The sequence below is a fragment of the uncultured Vibrio sp. genome, assembly GCF_947488985.1.
Taxonomy (GTDB): Bacteria; Pseudomonadota; Gammaproteobacteria; order Enterobacterales; family Vibrionaceae; genus Vibrio.
The window spans coordinates 1-17,860 of record NZ_CANLBV010000081.1 but is presented as its reverse complement, the minus strand read 5'-3'; the positions used below and the strand labels follow the sequence as shown (position 1 = coordinate 17,860).

The following is a 17,860-nucleotide window of genomic DNA, read 5'->3' as shown; positions in this document are numbered from 1 at the left end:
TTTTACTTTTGGCGAAGCAAATTATAACTCTTTACCATGCTGTTTAAAAAATACTCACGAAAGATCAACACGCCTTAATTAGATAAGCAAATAATGCGATAACTTATTGGCCGGCTTTCAGTTTCATGAAGTAATTTTCGTACTTGACCGTTTTTTCACCAACCGAAGATTGCCATTCAACACGGTCAAGATCTTCTTGTGATGGGAAGAGAGCAGGGCTGTCTTTGAACTTCTCGTTAGACGCTTTAACTCCAGTTAGGTAGCCGGTGTCACGAGAGATTTGCTCTGCAATTTCTGGCCTAAGTAGGAAGTCGATCATTTTATGAGCCGCTTCTACGTTTACCGCTCCAGAGCTGATTGCAAAGTTATCGACCCAACCAATGCCACCTTCTTTAGGGAAAACCAGTTCAATCGGTAGGCCTTCATTTTGTGCAGCCGCTGCCGAACCATTCCAAAGCATACCTAAGCCAACCTCACCAGACATGTAAGGCGCCCCTGGATTGTCTGAGTTAAACACAAGAACGTTCGGCATTAACTTCTGTAATTCAGCGTATGCTTCGTCGATCTCTTGCTCGTTTGTTGTGTTACCGGAGTAACCTAACTTACGCAGTGCGATATGAAAGACTTCACGAGTGTCGTCCATCATCATCAATTGGCCTTCTAGCTCAGGCTTCCATAAATCAGACCAGCTTTGGAAATCTTCTGGATCGTACATATCTGTGTTAACAGCCAAACCAGTAATAGCAACTACGTGTGGAATAGAGTAGTCGTTGCTTGGGTCGTACGGCTTGTCTAGGTAGTTTGTATCTAGATTCTTAAAGTTGTTCAGCTTGGTTTTGTCGATCTTTTGAAGCATACCTTCGTCACGCATCTTAGATATGAAGTAAGTCGACGGTACCACTAGGTCATAGCCCGTGTTATGTGTTTTTAGCTTAGCGTACAAAGTTTCATTCGACTCGTAAGTCGAGTAAATCACCTTGATACCAGTTTCATCACTGAACTGTTCTAAGATCCCACTGTTGATATAAGGTCCCCAATTCATGAAAACCAATTCCTTGTTATCTTTTGCAAGTGACGGTGCCGATAACATTGTAAGCGCGTATGCACTACCAGCTAATAGAGTAGCCCATTTTTTCATTGACGTTAGCTCCAAACTAAACGTTGCCCGGAGGCAGTAGATAAAAAAACAGAATAGCCATTAACCATTCTGTTTATGAATAATATTTTGTTTGTTTATTTTTCTCAATCTAGCCTAAGTATAGAACAAGGCTTACTTGATTTTCTCTCTCGCTAATAACTGAGAAATAATCACCAGTATTAACGACACCACTAACATCACGGTCGCTAGCGCATTCACCTCAGGCGAGATCCCCACTTTAACCATGGAGTAAATCTTCAGTGGTAAGATTTCGTATGTAGGACCGGTGACGAACGAGCTGATGATCACATCGTCCAAAGACAGGGTAAAGCTCAATAACCAGCCCGCTGCTACCGCTGGCTTAGCAAGAGGTAGGATGATCTGCTTTAGAATTGTCCATTCACTCGCGCCTAAGTCTTTTGCTGCTTCCAGCATCTTCACATCAAAGCCATTCAAGCGACTGTAAACCGTGACCACAACGAACGGCAGACAGAAGGTAATGTGCGCAGCAAGCAAGGTAAAGAACCCGAGTTGCACACCCATCACTAAAAATAGAGCGAGAAGCGAGATTGCCATAACGATATCGGGGGACATCATTACAATGAACAGCATACCATTCACCGCACTTTTGCCTTTAAACTGATAACGGAATAGGGCGACCGCTGTCAGGCTTCCGACAATCGTTGCGGCTGTAGCTGAGAACACTGCGACATTGATTGAGTGCCAAGCAGCCTGCATCAGGCTATCGTTATTAATCAGCGCGTCATACCACTTGCTCGTAAAGCCCCCCCATTTCATACCAAATTTATTGGCATTAAATGAGTTTGCAATCAATACAATAATGGGTAGGTATAGAAAAGCGTATATCAACGCCATAAAGCTGAACTTAACTGTGCGTCCCATTAGTTTAGCTCCACTTTTTTATTCAATAGCTTACCTGCTCGGTAGTAGGCATACAGCATGACAGCCATGGCCATGGTTAGCGCAATACTTGTTGCTGCACCAAATGGCCAGTCACGAGCATTGAGCACTTGGCTCTTAATCACATTACCAATCAATAGGTTCTTCGCTCCGCCTAGCAGATCAGAGATATAGAACATGCCTAAAGCAGGTAACAGCACTAACAGGCAACCTCCGATAATGCCCGGCATCGTCAGTGGCAGAACAACTTTTAATAAAGTTTGTAGCTTATTAGCGCCTAAATCTTTTGCAGCTTCCAAATAGGTATCGTCGAGCTTTTCAATCGCTGAATACAACGGCAGAATCATGAACGGCAGTAGGATATACACTAAACCAATCATGACTGCGGTTTCTGAGTACATGATACGTAGTGGCTTATCAATGATATCTAGCGCTAACAGGCTTTTGTTCAACACACCTTGAGTACCCAATACTATTTTTAATCCGTAAGTGCGAATCAAAGAGTTGGTCCAAAACGGCACAATCACTAAGAACAACATGATTGGACGCCACTTGACTGGCATTTTTGCCACGATATACGCAAACGGGTAGCCAATCAGCAAACAAATTAGGGTCGCAATGATCGCCATATAAAAAGAGTGTACCAACACTTTGAAATACAGCGGGTCAGCCAAACGGATGTAATTATCAAGAGTGAAGGTCATCTCGATAAGGTTTGCTTCGTCACGGGTCAAAAAGCTTGTACCGATGATCATTATGTTCGGAATCATCACGAACACCACTAACCAACCCGTGATTAGAGCAACAATCGCGTTCTGTAAATTAAACTTCTTGCTCATCTTCTAATACCACTTCCCAGCTATCAACCCACGTTACTGCCACTTTTTGGCCCAGAGAGTGGTCAACATCAGGGTCATCTTCGTTGAAGAATTCACTCACCATGACACGCATCTCCGACTCGAGTTCGACCACAGAATCGAGCGTCATGCCTTTGTAGGTACGTTCGACAACGTGACCAACAATACCGCGCAGCTCTGACTCTTTGATTTCTTCAATACGAAGATCTTCAGGACGAAGTAATACTTGCAGTTTTTGTCCGGCGGTTATGTGTTTATTGTGGTAGATAACAGACTCTTCCCCCTCGATGATTGCAATAATACGTTTATCATCTTGACGAGATTTCGCTGTTGCTTCGAAGACGTTAATTTCACCAATGAAACGGGCTACGAATAAGTTCTTAGGCTCTTCATAGATTTCTCTTGGTGTGCCGTCTTGTTCAATCACGCCATCACGCATAACAATAATGCGGTCTGACATAGACAGGGCTTCTTCTTGGTCATGCGTGACGAAAATAAAGGTGATACCAAGTTGGCGTTGCAGTTGCTTGAGCTCGATTTGCATCTGTTTACGTAGTTTGTAATCCAGCGCAGATAGAGATTCATCCAATAACAAGACTTTAGGCTTATTAACGACCGCACGCGCGATGGCAATACGTTGCTGTTGACCACCTGATAGTTGATGCGGTTTGCGCTGTGCCATCTGTTCTAGACGCACCATTTTTAACGCTTCCATGACTCGAGGCTCAATCTCGGTGCTCGGCACTTTCTGCATGCGTAAGCCAAATGCCACATTGTCAAAAACGGTCATGTGTGGGAATAAGGCATAGCTTTGGAAGACAGTGTTTACATGTCTTTGTTCAGCAGGAACTTGGGTTACGTTTTGTTCAGCTAATAGTATTTGACCACTATCTGCTGTTTCAAAACCTGCAATCATTCTTAGTACCGTCGTTTTTCCACAACCTGATGGGCCTAAAATTGTGAGAAACTCGCCATGATTTACGTTTAGATCAAGATTACCGATGACTTCCTTACCATCGAAACTTTTACTAATGCCAGTTAATTGGACGACTGGCTCTCCTACTGATTTTTGAGCGTTCAACGTCTGTTTATCTCCACCTTGGTTCTATTTGAGACCGGTTGTTATACACTTTATAAGGCGCGCATCATAATCACCAAAAACGTGAATTCAAAGCACTTTTTACTATTGGAGGAAAAAATTTCGCAGGTAAAAGTAAACATCCTTTACCATACTGTTATTGACAGGGTTCCCGCCCTAATAAGTGTCTAATTATTAACCACCAAGACACAAAAGCAAGCCTTGTTACAGATTCATATTTTAGTTTACATCCAATATATGAGTATAATGAAGGCAATTTTTTATCCATAAGTTTAGGTGGCTTAGTTTTATTAGCGCGCCTTGGTATCATTATGAACAACGACATCGAAAAAGATTTTAATTTGGGCGGTAGTATTGACCGTGCACTTTCGGGCGATTATGAGCTCAAAGCTACGGCGGTATTCCAAGAGGCGTGGAAACATACGGTCAGCCACTTTGTTTCATTTTCCCCTGCGATTGTTGCTCTGATGTTCGTGCAACTTGCTATCTTCTATATGGCTTTGAAACTACAACTTGGTAATCCTGCAGTTATCTTAGACGCCGTGATCAACCCTGAAGCATTTACACCACAAATCGTCGAGTCAATTTTTATCGCCAACTTCAGCTATGAAGTGATCAGTGCGCCTATTTATGCGGGCATTAGCTTAATGGCAATGAGCCACGCAGCTGGCCTGCAAACCAAAGTACGCCACATCGGCAAAGGTTTGCAATTTACCATTCCAGTTATCTTAATGACCTTGTTTAGCTTGATACTGCAAGGCATTGCAGGAATGATTCTTCCGTTCTTGTCGATTTACTTCTCACTGGCATTCAGTCATTCCATTCTGTTGATCTGTGATAAGAAAGTACCGCCAATGCAATCACTGCTACTTTCTCTACGCGCTGTAAACAAGAAAATCTTCACAGTTGCCTCTATCTATTTATTAGTGATGCTGATGTTTGTCGTCGCAGCAATGATGTATGGTATCGGGCTAATCTTCGTTTTACCTTTCTTCTTCCATGTAAAAGGCATTCTTTATCGTGAAATGTTTGGCATAAAACTGAAGTTGATTGCGTCAGACAGACCAAAAGATGAAGACGACAGCGATAGTAAAGATCCACAGGTGTTCGATGCGTAACAATACTCAGACCAATGCAGGCACATCGCTAGCGCTTAAAGTGACAGCACTTGCGCTTGTTGGTTCTATCTCTCTTGTTGGCCCATTTCTGTACCATCAAGAAGAAGACCGAAGACACACTATGCTCGTTAAGCCTGAAAAAGAACCAGAAAATCGGCCTGAAAAAGAACCAGAAAATCAGTTTGGTGATTTAACGGTTTCTTCCTCAACGCCTAACTTTGCTGCAATTGAAGATGTTAACCAGAAGAAGAATGCCTTTTTTTCATTCTTACGACCAAGCATCAATATTGAAAACAAACGCATCACCAAAGAGAGAGCTTTCTTGAGCAAGGTATCTCAAACAGACCTAGCAAGCATCGATTCAGAAACCCTGTCATACGCGAAAAGATTAGGTAAGCTATACAGCTTGCCTGTACCCAATAACGGGGTAGATAAAGTCTGGTTGGCCGAAATGCTTAACCGCGTGAACGTGCTACCAGAAGCGCTTGTACTGACACAAGCTGCCAATGAATCCGCTTGGGGAACATCTCGTTTTGCTACTGAGGCGAACAATTACTTTGGGCACTGGTGTTACACCCAAGGTTGCGGCCTCGTTCCATTACAACGTAATGAAGGAAGTACACACGAAGTAGCAACCTTTTCATCAAGCCAAGAATCGGTTCACCGTTACTTCATGAACCTCAATCGCAATAGGGCCTATGCCGATTTAAGATTGATTCGAGCAAAACTGGTCGAACAAGGTGATGACATATTAACAACGGATAGCGCCACAGAGCTCACTAATGGTCTGTTAAAATATTCGGAGCGTGGTGCCAGCTATGTGACTGATTTACAATCCATGATCCGTCAAAACAAGATATACTGGACAAGTAACGCTACTTGATATCAATTTTTGAACCTGACTTAGCAAGGTATCATCAAACGACATAACGCAAAGAGCAGCTCATTTAGCTGCTCTTTCTCATTCTAAACGCTCAACCTTGACAAGATTATAATAATGAAAAAGATTTCACTTGCTTTATTAGCCTCGATAACCCTTGGGGTTGCACTGCCAACTGCGGCACAAGAATACATGTTCACCTACTCAAAGTTGTACACTCAACTTAAAAATAACAACAAGGAAGGGCATGAAGATGTCAAAGTCGCGGTCTTCTTTGTTGATCAACAAGCTCAGCAAACCTGTCATATCAGCAAGGCATGGATGGAGAAAGAAGAGCACTACGAAGAACTAAAAGTGTCTCCAGCCAATGAACTGCTGCTACCTGTAGACAAAAACCTTCGTTCAGCAAACCCTCTTATTTTTGTACAAACTCAAGAGCAAGAGTGCGCGTACTCGTTAGTGGTCATGTCTCAAGAGCCTTTAGCTGGCAAGGTAGAAGTGACTAAGCTAGCAAGCCTATTACCTCAGATGCAGACGATGCTAGAAGATTTGAGCGGTATGTTCTCTAGCTGGTTTACACCCGATATTCAAGGATTAACGCTAGAATTTGATAACAAACTTGAAGGCAACATCGAGCTTGCAAACGGTAAGCAAATTCCAATTGAAGAAGGGCGTGCGAAATTCACGCTAGAGCAACTGAACGGAAGTGACAGTATCACCTTACCAGAGCCAACTGTACGCGTATTGCCGTATATTCCTGCACAGTAATTTATAATTAGAAGTCTCTTTGGCTCTTCGAAAGCAATCTCATCGATAAGAGGAGGCTGCTTTATTCCCATTTAAGCCAGTTCATTTAGGGATACTTTTCGATATTCGCGCCCTTATCGCACAGTAAAAGCAGGATCTTTCGAATACTCCGCTTGTTTATCTATTCGTTACTATTTCAACCTTAAATAAAAATCCGTATAATCCACGCCCTAAAACAGTCCCACTAGCAATCTACAGTCGGTAATACGACGGTGTGAGAGTCGCAATGAACCAAAACGATAATAGAAAAGAAACACTTGAATTCAACAAACTTCAGAAACGTCTGAGAAGAAATGTTGGAAATGCCATCATTGACTACAACATGATCGAAGAGAATGATGTAGTAATGGCATGTATTAGTGGTGGTAAAGATTCATTTGCAATGCTAGACATTTTGCTACGTTTACGAGAAGCTGCACCTATCAAGTTTGATGTTGTGGCAGTAAACTTAGATCAAAAACAACCTGGGTTCCCTGAACATATTCTTCCTGAGTACTTTGAAACGCTGAACATTCCTTATTACATCGTAGATAAAGACACGTATTCAGTGGTTAAAGAGAAAGTGCCAGAAGGCAAAACAACGTGTGGCCTATGTTCTCGTCTGCGTCGTGGTACTTTATACTCATTCGCAGAGAAAATCGGCGCAACTAAGATCGCACTTGGTCACCACCTAGACGACATCGTTGAGACCATGTTCCTAAACATGTTCCACGGTGCGCGCCTAAAGGCTATGCCACCAAAGCTTCGTTCAGACGATGGTCGTAACGTTGTTATTCGTCCACTGACTTACTGTCGTGAAACGGACCTAATCAAATACGCTGAGCACAAAGAGTTCCCAATCATTCCTTGTAACCTATGTGGCTCTCAAGAGAATCTACAGCGTCAGAACATTAAAGCGATGCTGATCGATTGGGATAAGAAAACGCCAGGTCGTGTTGAGAAGATTTTCAAGTCAATCCAGAACGTAAGTCCAAGCCAACTGGCTGACCGCGAGCTGTTTGACTTCGTGAACCTTCCACTAGACCGTAGTGAAGAACGCAAAGCGTACGAATTCGAAGAAGCTGAAATCTCATCTTCAAACATTGATGAGTCAATGTTTATCGACGTGACTAACATTTAGTAAGATGTTGGTCATTTTGTATTTGGAATAGCGCAACTCTAAATAAAAAAACGCCTCAAGCAATCCTTGAGGCGTTTTTTATAAGTTAAACTTGTCGCTGACTTAACCTCTCGAAAGGGTAGGGTCTAATGGACTCACGTAACCAGACGGTTTAAGAGCTAACACGTCACAGTTAATCTTGTCGATAACATGTTCCGCTGTATTGCCGATAAACACGGCCGATAAACCTGTACGGCCCGTGGTGCCCAGAATCACCATTGCAGCGCTGTTCTCAGACGCGACACGAGGAATTACGTCTTCTGGCAAGCCTTGCTCAACAACGGTTTGCTCCTCACACATACCATGCTTCTGACGTAGCGCCTTCATCGCAGTTAAGTGATGGCCGCGAACGGCATCAGTGTAAGACGTTGGATCAAACTCTGGCAATTCAATGGTGACATTTGCTGGCGTGATCGGATAGGCATTGACTAAGAAAGGCTGTGCCTCAAGGCGACCTGTTATCTCAAGCAACCGAGCAACCATTGCATCGTTTAATTCAATGTGAGCTTCTGTTTCTGAACCAACATGTACCGATGCGTAGATCTTCGCATCTTCTGGCCAAAAGTCATTTTTGACAAGAAGCACTGGGCTAGGGCACTTTCTTAATAGATGCCAGTCGGTTGGAGTGAAGATAACGGATTCTAAGGTATCGTGCTTACGAGTTCCTTTGATCAAAATGTCATGACCACTACTGTATATTTCAGCGATAATCGCTTCATAAGGGCGGTTATGCCAAACCACTTCAACATTGAATTCGATAGAATCATCAAGGTAAGGTTCTGCGACTTTGTTCATCCAGATTTCACGCTGATGGATCACACCTTTGCGCATTGCATCTCGTTCATCAATCGAGAGCATAGAGGTCATTTCATACGAAAAATCGTAAATTGACAAAAAGAAAGTGATGTGGCTTGTTGAAGTGCTTTTCTTGGCAAGTTGGATAGCACGAGCTAGGGCGGGTTGCTCGTCGTGGTTAATGTCTGCGACAACTAAAATTTTGCTATAAATACTCATAACTAAGCCTACTTTTTAGACCGAACATATAAATAATGTAGCGCAGTTATGGAGAGATTAAGAGAAATATAGGAGGTTTTGAGGAAGAAATATGATGTAGCTCATCATTGAACTACATCATTGATATCTAAACTATTCTTTTGATACGCCAGCAAGTTCCATCAGCGCATCGTGATCTTCGATAGTGATGTATTTCCCTTTCACGCTTAAGATGTCTGATTTCTGGAAGCGGCCTAATAGTCGACTGATGGTTTCAACGGTCAGACCAAGGTAGTTACCAATATCGCCACGAGTCATCGTTAAACGAAATTCTCTTGGACTGAAGCCACGTTGAGAGAAACGAGTCGAAAGGTTATAAAGGAAAGCAGCAAGACGCTCTTCGGCATTCTTTTTAGAAAGAAGCAGAATCATCTCTTGGTCACCTTTGATCTCGTTACTCATCAGGCGCATAATTTGCTGGCGCAATTTAGGCATTTTTCCTGATAGGTCATCCAGAATATCATATGGAATTTCACATACCATAGACGTTTCTAGTGCTTGTGCAAAGCTAGGGTGTACGTCACCAGTAATTGCATCGAAACCAACAAGATCACCCGCTAGGTGGAAGGCAGTAATCTGCTCATCACCTTGCTCGGTTATTGTATAGCTTTTGATCGTACCAGAGCGAATAGCATAAAGAGATTTAAGCTCGTCACCGGCTTTAAATAATTCTTGGCCTTTTTGAATAGGCTTCTTTCTTTCTATGATCTGATCAAGTTGATCGAGTTCAGATTCATTCAAAGTAAATGGAATACAGAGCTGGCTAATACTACAATCCTGACAGTGGATTGCACAGCCACCAGACTGAACACGTTTCGTCACAGGCTTTTCTGAAATCATAACAATCTTTCACTATTTGATATACGTCAATATTTTACCACTCCTCGATCCAGTTGGGTAGTAAAAAAACGGTATTATAGAACTGGCTATACGGTATAGATAATAAGCTGTAGCGCCATAAATCCAGTATAAAAGCCGTACATGAGGATTAAAATTGCACCCAATTGGCGAAATAAATCAGATTGTTGCAATTTCTTGAGAAAATTCACGCCCATACCCACCGTTAACATCGCAGGCAGTGTACCTAAACCAAAAGCAAGCATAATACCGGCGCCGTTGTACCAGCTTCCTGATACGGCCGACCAAGTTAGCATTGAATAAACAAGACCACATGGAAGCCAGCCCCAGATAAAGCCAAATGGCAACGCATGGCTAGGGTGCTTTAATGGGAGAAATGATTTTCCTACAGGCGAGATATAACGCCATAGCTTCTGTCCTATTTTTTCGAAGAACAGTAAGCCGAACCACCATTTACCAATACACAAGCCTAAGAGAATCATAAAGCAGGCAGCAAACAAACGAAGCCATTCGAGCAAAGCATTAAAAGCACTGAGCTCGCCAATCGAAGAGATCGCACCGCCAATCAAGCCCCCAGTGACAGCATAACTGGTTAGCCGCCCGAGGTTATAAAGTAGGGGAATAACAGGAGAAGGTTTACTTGTACCAATCGAAAGAATCGACGCAATACCACCACACATTCCCATGCAATGGCCTGCGCCGATCAACCCAACGACAAAGGCTCCAATCCAATCAGGTGTCATCGTTCTTTTTACCTGATTCAGTTTGGCTTTCTATGTGAACATGGCTTGCTGTAGAAATCGGTGTTGTATCGCCTGCTTTCTTTTTAGTAACAGTTTTCATGTCAGAACCAGATTGTTTATTCGCGACAGGTTTGTTATCAGAATGGCTATTAGCGTGAGTGTCTTCATCAAACAGAATATTGTGGCCTTGGCGCTCAAGGTCTTCAAACTGCTCACTCTTCACTGCCCATAGAAAGATGCCAACTGCGATACACACAAGCACGATCGCGATTGGAATGAGTATGTATAAACTTTCCATTATGTACCTTGTTCTTTTAAAAGCCTTAACGAGTTAGACACGACAATAATAGAGCTAGCAGACATGCCAACAACGGCAATGTATGGAGCAACCAAACCTGCGATAGCCAATGGAAGAATAAGCAGGTTATATCCTAATGACCAAGCTAGATTTTCACGGATTATCTTACGCGTTTTTAATGCCAAAGTACGTGATTTAAGTAATCTATCGAGCTTATCTCCCAATAACACCATATCCGCAGAGGCTTTCGCCACATCTGTGCCGCCGCCCATAGCTACGGAAAGGTGAGCGCCCGCAAGAATAGGAGCATCGTTAATACCATCGCCAACCATCATTGTAATGTCGCTTGTATCTCGAGAGTTCAGGTAAGCAAGCTTATCTTCAGGTTTCGCGTTCGCTACAATGTCAGCAATACCAATCTCTTCGGCAACAGGCTTAGCGTTAATCAAAGAGTCGCCTGTGAGTAACGTCGTTTTGATTCCCGCTTGTTTAAATTGCTTAATAAACTCGATGCTTTCTTTACGAATGGGATCTTCATAAGTGAATGTTGCGATATGGCGACCGGACAGAGACAAGTAAATACCATTACTTTCCGATGGCTGAACTTCACCTAGAATGAATTCACTACTACCTATTGCCACTTCTAGACCGTTCCACACACCAGTAATACCTGAGCCAATCACGTTATTGACAGACTCTACTTCGATACCATCTGAAAGATAAGTCTTGAACGCTTTCGCAATAGGGTGGTTAGCATGTTGCTCCAGGCTCGCCGCTACTTTCAGGCAGGTGTCTTTATCAAGTTCAGCGAAGGTTTCAATTTGGCTGATACGAATATCACCTTCGGTTAAGGTACCCGTTTTATCTATGATCAAGTGATTCACTTTGCACAAGGTTTCAAACACATGCCCTTTACGCAATAAAATGCCCAAGTTCCCCATACGAGAGGTCGAACAGGTAATCGCCGTCGGTGTTGCAAGTGATAGAGCACAAGGACAGGTTGCAACAAGCACCGAAAGCATGATCCAGAAAGCGTCTTCTGGTCGAGTTTGGTGCCAGTAGAACCAAGTACCAAATGAAATAACTAAGATAACCGCAACAAAGTAACGAGCCACCACGTCAGCAATTTCAGCGATGCGAGGTTTAGACAATTGCGCTTCATCTTGCAGGCGAACGATATTGGAAATCACCGAATTCGCTTTTGATGTCATCACTTCCAATTTAAATGACTCATCACCATTCAATGTACCAGCAAAGACCGTGTCGCCTTCGTTTTTGACCACATGGATAGATTCGCCAGTCAACATCGATTCATCGATATGAACTCTACCAGACAATACTTTGCCATCGGCAGGAATGTGTTCACCCGGAAGAACGCGAATTTGGTCGCCAACTTTTAAGGTTTTTACCGGAACTTGTTCGCCATCTAACGTTGTTGCCATAGCAGGAACAAGCTTAAGCAAGTTACCACTAGCGGCGGCTGCCTTGCGACGCGCGCGCATTTCTAAGAATCGACCAAGCAATAAAAAGAACGTGAACATCGAAATAGATTCGAAGAATACTTCACCTTGTTCAGTCACCGTTGCGACCAAGCTTGCAACGTAAGCAAACAACAGAGCGATCGACACAGGGACATCCATACCCAATATTCGGCCTTTGATACTGCGCCATGCATTGATATAGAAAGGCAATGCAGAGTAGAGCAGAACCGGTGTAGCAAAGATCAAGCTCACCCAACGAAAGTAACTTTTGAATTCAGGTTCAAGGTTGCCAAAGACTTCGAGGTAGAGTGCAACTGCCAGCATCATGACTTGCATGGTTGCCAGCCCAGCAACACCAAGGCGATACAAGTAGTTTTTCATCGAACGATGGTAGGCCGCTTCTTGTTGGTCCGCTTCGAAGGGTGCGGCTTTGTAACCAAGGGTGTGGATTGCCGACAACAGCTCGCTCAGTTTAGCCTGAGTATTGTCCCAACTAAGCAGAGCGCGGTTGGTCGTAGTATTAACCCGAATGCTGACAACGCCAACTTTCGAAGAGACTTGCTTCTCAATCAGCCACGCACAAGCGGCACAAGAGACCCCTTCAAGTGACAATGTCACCTCAGAGGTATTTTCAGAGTTACGAACGAACTCTAGTTGAACATCTTCATTGTCATAATGAGTGAGTGCCAGAAGTTGCTCTGGCACTAGATCAGCTTTTTCTGCTGGAGCGGTGCGGTATTGGTAATAAGAAACCAAACCGCTATCAATGATTGTCTGAGCTACGGTCTCGCAGCCCGGACAACACATCTTACGAGTCGACCCTAAGATCTCGACTTTAAAATCCGTTTCCGCTGGTACATCTTCACCGCAGTGATAACAGGATTCACACATAAGCTTTTTAGTTCGTTAGTTGAGTAGGAGTTTCGATAGGAAAGTTCATGCGGCCTTGCAATAGCCACTTAGAATCATGCGGCATCAATTCAATAAACCATGGGCCTTGCATTTCGTGGTCCAGAGTCAACGTATAGTTGCCTTTCGCGTCTGCTGTTAGCAGTTTAGTAAAATCACGGTCAGGTAGCGTTCTGTGAACGAACATCGCGTTAATTGCTGGGAAATGCTCAAGCTCACCTTTGTTTAACGTAACGATAACTGAATTGCCTTTCTCGTTAATGGAAGCGGAGAGGCCAAGCTCTTTGGCAATATTTACTTTTGAAATGTCGACATTAATACCTTTACCTTTCTTATAGTAATCTTCAGTCACAACGTGAACTGAATGGTTGGTCAGTATCGCGACTCGAACCAACGTTAGCATAGAAACGCCAACGGTTAGGAAGAGCAAAAACCACGGCCAAAACTGCTTATACCAAGGTTGTTCCATATTATTACTCTCAATATACATCATGAAATTAAACTAATTTTTACAAGCACTTAAGGTTACAACTGTAAAAGAAAGACAGCCCCTTAAGAAGGGCTGTTATTATTATGTTACTCTTTATCTGAGTTACTGAGACTCCAGACGTAGGCAGAGATAAGCTGAACCTTATCCTCACCGAGGATATCCTTCCAAGCCGGCATCACACCTGAACGACCGTACATAACGGTTTCAGTGATTTCAGCACGTGAATCACCGAACAACCAATCGCGATCGGTTAGGTCAGGGGCACCAACAGCAGGATTACCTTTGCCATCGGTACCATGACAGGCAGCACATACAACAAAACGTGCTTTACCCGCTTGTGCTTCACGAGCGTTCACACTACGTCCAGAAAGGCTAAGCGTATAGCTAACCACTTCTTTAACGCCTTGCTCACCAAGTGCATCTTTCCAGCCAGGCATTTGACCAACACGCCCCTGCATGATAGTCGTCACGATAGCTTGCGGTTCACCACCATATAGCCATGCGGCATCAGTTAGGTTAGGGAAACCTTTCTGACCACGTGCATCAGAGCCGTGACACTGAGAACAGTTTTGTAGGAACAAACGTTGGCCCACTTTAATTGCATCAGCATCTGATGCAATGTCAGGGACAGAACGTAGGCCATTTTCGTCGTGAGCCAGTTTTCTGAATGCTTCACCAAAGTAGGTGTCGGCATCATCAAGTTCTTTCGCGTATGCGTCTAACTGTTTGTTTGCTTGCGCAGCAGCGATTGCAGAGCGAGACTCTTCTACACTACGAACTGTTTGGTTTGAACTCGTCCAACCTAGTAGACCTTTAAAATTGCCAAGGCCTGGGTATAGAGCTAGATAAACAGCTGCAAACACAATGGTGCTAACGAAAAGGTATGTCCACCATTTAGGTAGTGGGTTATTAAGCTCACGAATACCATCGTATTCATGGCCCATGTCATGACCTTCTTCTACACCTGTTTTATCGTTGGAACACCAACGAAGTAAGGCTGCACAGCCAATCAACGTACCGATTGTGATGACTGTTATCCAAATACTCCAGAATGTACTCATTACTTCGTCACTCCTTGATTTTTATCTTTCGCAGGTGCTTCATCAGCGAACACTAGGTTTGCATCTTCGTCGAAGCGCGACTTACGATTTTTACCGAAAGCCCACCAAACGATGCCGATGAAACAAGCAAAAATAGTAACAGTCCAAACACTTTGAAATGTAATAATGTCCATAATTATTCCCTATTTCATTGCGTGACCAAGCGATTGAAGGTAAGCGATGATTGCATCCATCTCTGTTTTTCCTTCAACATCTTGTTTAGCGTTAGCAATTTGTTCATCTGTGTAAGGAACACCAAATTGATTGCGGAAGAGTTCAAGCTTCTGTTGAGTCAATTTGCCATCAAGTACATTCTCAGCAAGCCATGGGAAACCCGGCATGTTTGATTCAGGAACAAGTTCACGAGGGTCGATAAGGTGAACACGATGCCACTCATCAGAATAACGCTCACCAACACGCGCTAGATCAGGGCCAGTACGCTTAGAACCCCATAGAAATGGGTGCTCCCAAACACTTTCGCCCGCTACAGAGTAGTGACCGTAACGTTCGGTTTCAGAGCGGAAAGGACGAATCATTTGGCTGTGACATACGTTACAACCTTCGCGGATATAGATATCACGACCTTCCATTTCTAGAGCAGAGTAAACACGTAGATTGTCTACAGGTTCAGTTGTCTGCTTTTGGAAAATAAGCGGGGTAATTTCGACTAAAGCACCAAAACTGATAGCAATAACGATTAAAATCGCCAGTAGACCGACGTTCTTCTCTACCAACTCATGGCGATTATTTGAATTTGAGCTCATTCTCAATCTCCTTAAGCCGGTTGAGGGATAGCTTTAAGGCTATCTTTAGGTGCTGAAATCGTTTTGTACGTGTTGTATGCCATTAAGAACATACCAAATAGGAAGATGAAACCACCTATGAAACGTACAAAGTAGAACGGGTAAGATGCTTCTACAGATTCAACGAAACTGTAAGTTAATGTACCGTCAGAGTTAACTGCACGCCACATCAGACCTTGCATCACACCTGAGATCCACATTGCGACAATGTAGAAAACCGTACCAATCGTTGCTAACCAGAAGTGAACATTGATCAGAGATACAGAGTACATACGCTCTTGACCAAATAGTTTAGGAACTAGGTGGTACACCGAACCAATAGAAACCATTGCAACCCAACCTAACGCACCAGAGTGAACGTGACCGATAGTCCAGTCCGTGTAGTGAGATAGTGCGTTAACCGTTTTGATTGCCATCATTGGGCCTTCGAAAGTCGACATGCCGTAAAATGATAGAGAAACGATGAGGAAACGTAGGATTGGGTCGTAACGTAGCTTATGCCACGCACCAGATAGAGTCATAATACCGTTGATCATGCCACCCCAAGACGGAGCGAACAGAACCAAAGACATAACCATACCTAGAGATTGAGTCCAGTCAGGAAGTGCAGTGTAATGTAGGTGGTGAGGACCAGCCCAAATATACAAAGACACAAGCGCCCAGAAGTGAACAATCGACAAACGATAAGAGTAAACAGGACGACCCGCTTGTTTAGGAACGAAGTAATACATCATACCTAAGAAACCTGCTGTCAATAGGAAGCCTACCGCATTATGTCCGTACCACCATTGCACCATTGCATCGACCGCGCCGGAATAAATCGAGTACGATTTAAACGCAGACACAGGAACAGCTAGGCTGTTAACGATATGCAACACAGCAACCGTGATAATGAAAGCTCCGAAGAACCAGTTTGCTACATAAATGTGCGATGTCTTACGCTTAATCATGGTTCCAAAGAACACGACCGCATAAGCTACCCACACAAGCGTAATAGCAATATCGATTGGCCATTCAAGTTCTGCATATTCTTTACCTGAGGTTAAACCTAACGGTAAAGTAATTGCAGCGGACAGGATAATCGCTTGCCAACCCCAAAAGGTGAAGGCTACGAGAGGGCCACCAAAGAGACGCGTCTGACAGGTACGTTGCACAACATAATATGATGTTGCAAACAGCGCACTTGTACCGAACGCAAAAATAACCGCATTAGTATGCAGGGGACGTAAACGACTGTACGTCAGCCACGGCGTATCAAAGTTTAGCTGTGGCCAAACTAATTGAGCGGCAATCAAAACACCAACGCCCATACCGACAATACCCCACAAAATTGTAACGAGGGTAAATTGACGGACGACCGTATAGTTGTAGTTTTGTTCAAGCTGCTTTTCTTGGCTCATTTGCATGCTTCCAATTTCTTATTTACTACACTTTACTTCCAACACGACTCACGTCGTAATGCCACCCAAATTAGAAAAGGAAATTCAGCCTATTCAGGGCTTTATTTCCACTTGCTGATTTTAAAAAAAAGTGGCATTTTCAACGGGACACTATACTTGAGTTAACAAATTAATGACAGAGTAGTAACCTTACGCTTGGTCAGGAATTGAAATTTTATTTAAAAACTTTGAACTTTGTTACAAGGAGTAAGGATTAAAATGGCAGCGCAAAAGCTAACAAAAGGCAGGCTTGTACAAATTATCATCATGCTGGTTATTTTAATAGCTGTATTTACTTGGAGAACAGTGACATACAATAGTGACAAAACAATAGACTGTATAATGTCAAAACCCTGCCAACTTAATATTGATGAGCATAATATTTCAGTTGTGGATGATAAGGCTGGTTATTTAATTGAAACATCTGAAACGGGCATCTTCATTATTAGTGTCGATGGGAGCGGTATTTTGGCTGAGCGAGACGAGTCAAGCTGGAGCATAAAAACCAATGATAAGAATTCCTTAGTAACAGTTACATTTCCACAACAGATAATCACGTTTTCAATAAAGCTATCTAAAGAGTAACCAAGAGAGAACTGAGGCTATTTTGATAGAAACTTGCACTAAAACAGGGTTTTGTTGCTTAATTCAGATAGAAGACATGCCTGGTCCATAGTTGCCTAATTCTTAAACAATGCACTGAGTTT

At 43.2% G+C, this 17,860-nt stretch carries 19 protein-coding genes; 5 read left to right on the top strand and 14 right to left on the bottom strand.

Translation table 11 applies throughout. From position 1 onward, the window contains the following. Positions 1-103: 103 nt before the first annotated feature. The 4 genes from Q1A70_RS15200 to potA form a co-directional block, all read right to left on the bottom strand. The gene (locus Q1A70_RS15200) at positions 104-1,138 is read right to left on the bottom strand and encodes an extracellular solute-binding protein (RefSeq protein ID WP_299693304.1); all 1,035 of its coding nucleotides are present in this window, start codon (positions 1,136-1,138) and stop codon (positions 104-106) included. A 132-nt stretch (positions 1,139-1,270) separates the two neighbouring features. Beyond that, complete coding sequence (potC, locus tag Q1A70_RS15195; protein ID WP_299693301.1) at positions 1,271-2,041, bottom strand: spermidine/putrescine ABC transporter permease PotC; 771 nt, start codon at positions 2,039-2,041, stop codon at positions 1,271-1,273. Next, the gene (gene potB, locus Q1A70_RS15190; RefSeq protein ID WP_299693298.1) at positions 2,041-2,898 is read right to left on the bottom strand and encodes a spermidine/putrescine ABC transporter permease PotB; all 858 of its coding nucleotides are present in this window, start codon (positions 2,896-2,898) and stop codon (positions 2,041-2,043) included. Before potB ends, potC begins: the two co-directional genes overlap by 1 nt. Continuing rightward, the gene (gene potA, locus Q1A70_RS15185; protein WP_299693295.1) at positions 2,882-3,997 is read right to left on the bottom strand and encodes a spermidine/putrescine ABC transporter ATP-binding protein PotA; all 1,116 of its coding nucleotides are present in this window, start codon (positions 3,995-3,997) and stop codon (positions 2,882-2,884) included. The genes potB and potA overlap by 17 nt, the downstream gene beginning before the upstream one ends. Before the next feature lie 329 nt (positions 3,998-4,326). On the opposite strand from potA, the gene Q1A70_RS15180 reads away from it, so the two are divergent. The 4 genes from Q1A70_RS15180 (at position 4,327) to ttcA (ending at position 7,940) form a co-directional block, all read left to right on the top strand. Then, positions 4,327-5,133, top strand: a complete 807-nt coding sequence (locus Q1A70_RS15180; protein ID WP_299693291.1) for a hypothetical protein — start codon at positions 4,327-4,329, stop codon at positions 5,131-5,133. After that, positions 5,126-6,016 (top strand): glucosaminidase domain-containing protein, encoded by an 891-nt coding sequence (locus Q1A70_RS15175; protein ID WP_299693288.1) that lies wholly within the window; start codon positions 5,126-5,128, stop codon positions 6,014-6,016. Before Q1A70_RS15180 ends, Q1A70_RS15175 begins: the two co-directional genes overlap by 8 nt. Before the next feature lie 114 nt (positions 6,017-6,130). Beyond that, entirely contained in the window at positions 6,131-6,781 is a 651-nt protein-coding gene (locus tag Q1A70_RS15170; RefSeq protein WP_299693285.1) for a DUF2987 domain-containing protein, read from the top strand. Positions 6,782-7,046: 265 nt separating this feature from the next. Then, the gene (gene ttcA / locus Q1A70_RS15165; protein WP_299693282.1) at positions 7,047-7,940 is read left to right on the top strand and encodes a tRNA 2-thiocytidine(32) synthetase TtcA; all 894 of its coding nucleotides are present in this window, start codon (positions 7,047-7,049) and stop codon (positions 7,938-7,940) included. A gap of 102 nt (positions 7,941-8,042) precedes the next feature. Here ttcA and uspE read toward each other — a convergent pair whose 3' ends face one another. The 10 genes from uspE to ccoN all read right to left on the bottom strand — a co-directional run bounded on the left by uspE (position 8,043) and on the right by ccoN (position 17,120). Next, positions 8,043-8,993, bottom strand: a complete 951-nt coding sequence (gene uspE, locus Q1A70_RS15160; RefSeq protein ID WP_299693279.1) for a universal stress protein UspE — start codon at positions 8,991-8,993, stop codon at positions 8,043-8,045. A 132-nt stretch (positions 8,994-9,125) separates the two neighbouring features. Next, on the bottom strand, positions 9,126-9,872 hold the full coding sequence (locus tag Q1A70_RS15155; protein ID WP_299693276.1) for an FNR family transcription factor: 747 nt from the start codon (positions 9,870-9,872) through the stop codon (positions 9,126-9,128). Positions 9,873-9,958: 86 nt separating this feature from the next. Further along, positions 9,959-10,633, bottom strand: a complete 675-nt coding sequence (locus Q1A70_RS15150) for a sulfite exporter TauE/SafE family protein (RefSeq protein ID WP_299693273.1) — start codon at positions 10,631-10,633, stop codon at positions 9,959-9,961. Then, entirely contained in the window at positions 10,623-10,931 is a 309-nt protein-coding gene (gene ccoS, locus Q1A70_RS15145; protein ID WP_299693270.1) for a cbb3-type cytochrome oxidase assembly protein CcoS, read from the bottom strand. Before ccoS ends, Q1A70_RS15150 begins: the two co-directional genes overlap by 11 nt. Then, entirely contained in the window at positions 10,931-13,303 is a 2,373-nt protein-coding gene (locus Q1A70_RS15140) for a heavy metal translocating P-type ATPase metal-binding domain-containing protein (RefSeq protein WP_299693267.1), read from the bottom strand. Before Q1A70_RS15140 ends, ccoS begins: the two co-directional genes overlap by 1 nt. 7 nt (positions 13,304-13,310) lie before the next feature. Then, positions 13,311-13,790, bottom strand: a complete 480-nt coding sequence (locus Q1A70_RS15135; protein ID WP_299693263.1) for a FixH family protein — start codon at positions 13,788-13,790, stop codon at positions 13,311-13,313. A gap of 107 nt (positions 13,791-13,897) precedes the next feature. Then, entirely contained in the window at positions 13,898-14,872 is a 975-nt protein-coding gene (gene ccoP / locus Q1A70_RS15130; RefSeq protein ID WP_299693260.1) for a cytochrome-c oxidase, cbb3-type subunit III, read from the bottom strand. Further along, positions 14,872-15,045 (bottom strand): cbb3-type cytochrome c oxidase subunit 3, encoded by a 174-nt coding sequence (locus Q1A70_RS15125; protein ID WP_248371546.1) that lies wholly within the window; start codon positions 15,043-15,045, stop codon positions 14,872-14,874. Before Q1A70_RS15125 ends, ccoP begins: the two co-directional genes overlap by 1 nt. Positions 15,046-15,054: 9 nt before the next feature. Next, entirely contained in the window at positions 15,055-15,675 is a 621-nt protein-coding gene (ccoO, locus tag Q1A70_RS15120; protein ID WP_299693251.1) for a cytochrome-c oxidase, cbb3-type subunit II, read from the bottom strand. Positions 15,676-15,686: 11 nt separating this feature from the next. Next, complete coding sequence (gene ccoN / locus Q1A70_RS15115) at positions 15,687-17,120, bottom strand: cytochrome-c oxidase, cbb3-type subunit I (RefSeq protein ID WP_299693248.1); 1,434 nt, start codon at positions 17,118-17,120, stop codon at positions 15,687-15,689. Positions 17,121-17,372: 252 nt separating this feature from the next. Here ccoN and Q1A70_RS15110 point away from each other — a divergent pair, with 252 nt between their 5' ends. Next, positions 17,373-17,738 carry a hypothetical protein gene (locus Q1A70_RS15110; RefSeq protein WP_299693244.1) on the top strand — a complete coding sequence of 122 codons (366 nt, stop codon included), beginning with the start codon at positions 17,373-17,375 and terminating at the stop codon, positions 17,736-17,738. The last annotated feature ends 122 nt before the right edge of the window (positions 17,739-17,860 follow it).

Coding starts and splice junctions, on each gene's coding strand:
- Q1A70_RS15200 (WP_299693304.1), bottom strand. CDS start 1,138: ATGAAAAAATGGGCTACTCTATTAGCTGGTAGTGCATACGCGCTTACA.
- potC (WP_299693301.1), bottom strand. CDS start 2,041: ATGGGACGCACAGTTAAGTTCAGCTTTATGGCGTTGATATACGCTTTT.
- potB (WP_299693298.1), bottom strand. CDS start 2,898: ATGAGCAAGAAGTTTAATTTACAGAACGCGATTGTTGCTCTAATCACG.
- Q1A70_RS15180 (WP_299693291.1), top strand. CDS start 4,327: ATGAACAACGACATCGAAAAAGATTTTAATTTGGGCGGTAGTATTGAC.
- Q1A70_RS15175 (WP_299693288.1), top strand. CDS start 5,126: ATGCGTAACAATACTCAGACCAATGCAGGCACATCGCTAGCGCTTAAA.
- Q1A70_RS15170 (WP_299693285.1), top strand. CDS start 6,131: ATGAAAAAGATTTCACTTGCTTTATTAGCCTCGATAACCCTTGGGGTT.
- ttcA (WP_299693282.1), top strand. CDS start 7,047: ATGAACCAAAACGATAATAGAAAAGAAACACTTGAATTCAACAAACTT.
- uspE (WP_299693279.1), bottom strand. CDS start 8,993: ATGAGTATTTATAGCAAAATTTTAGTTGTCGCAGACATTAACCACGAC.
- Q1A70_RS15155 (WP_299693276.1), bottom strand. CDS start 9,872: ATGATTTCAGAAAAGCCTGTGACGAAACGTGTTCAGTCTGGTGGCTGT.
- Q1A70_RS15150 (WP_299693273.1), bottom strand. CDS start 10,633: ATGACACCTGATTGGATTGGAGCCTTTGTCGTTGGGTTGATCGGCGCA.
- ccoS (WP_299693270.1), bottom strand. CDS start 10,931: ATGGAAAGTTTATACATACTCATTCCAATCGCGATCGTGCTTGTGTGT.
- Q1A70_RS15140 (WP_299693267.1), bottom strand. CDS start 13,303: ATGTGTGAATCCTGTTATCACTGCGGTGAAGATGTACCAGCGGAAACG.
- Q1A70_RS15135 (WP_299693263.1), bottom strand. CDS start 13,790: ATGGAACAACCTTGGTATAAGCAGTTTTGGCCGTGGTTTTTGCTCTTC.
- ccoP (WP_299693260.1), bottom strand. CDS start 14,872: ATGAGTACATTCTGGAGTATTTGGATAACAGTCATCACAATCGGTACG.
- Q1A70_RS15125 (WP_248371546.1), bottom strand. CDS start 15,045: ATGGACATTATTACATTTCAAAGTGTTTGGACTGTTACTATTTTTGCT.
- ccoO (WP_299693251.1), bottom strand. CDS start 15,675: ATGAGCTCAAATTCAAATAATCGCCATGAGTTGGTAGAGAAGAACGTC.
- ccoN (WP_299693248.1), bottom strand. CDS start 17,120: ATGCAAATGAGCCAAGAAAAGCAGCTTGAACAAAACTACAACTATACG.
- Q1A70_RS15110 (WP_299693244.1), top strand. CDS start 17,373: ATGGCAGCGCAAAAGCTAACAAAAGGCAGGCTTGTACAAATTATCATC.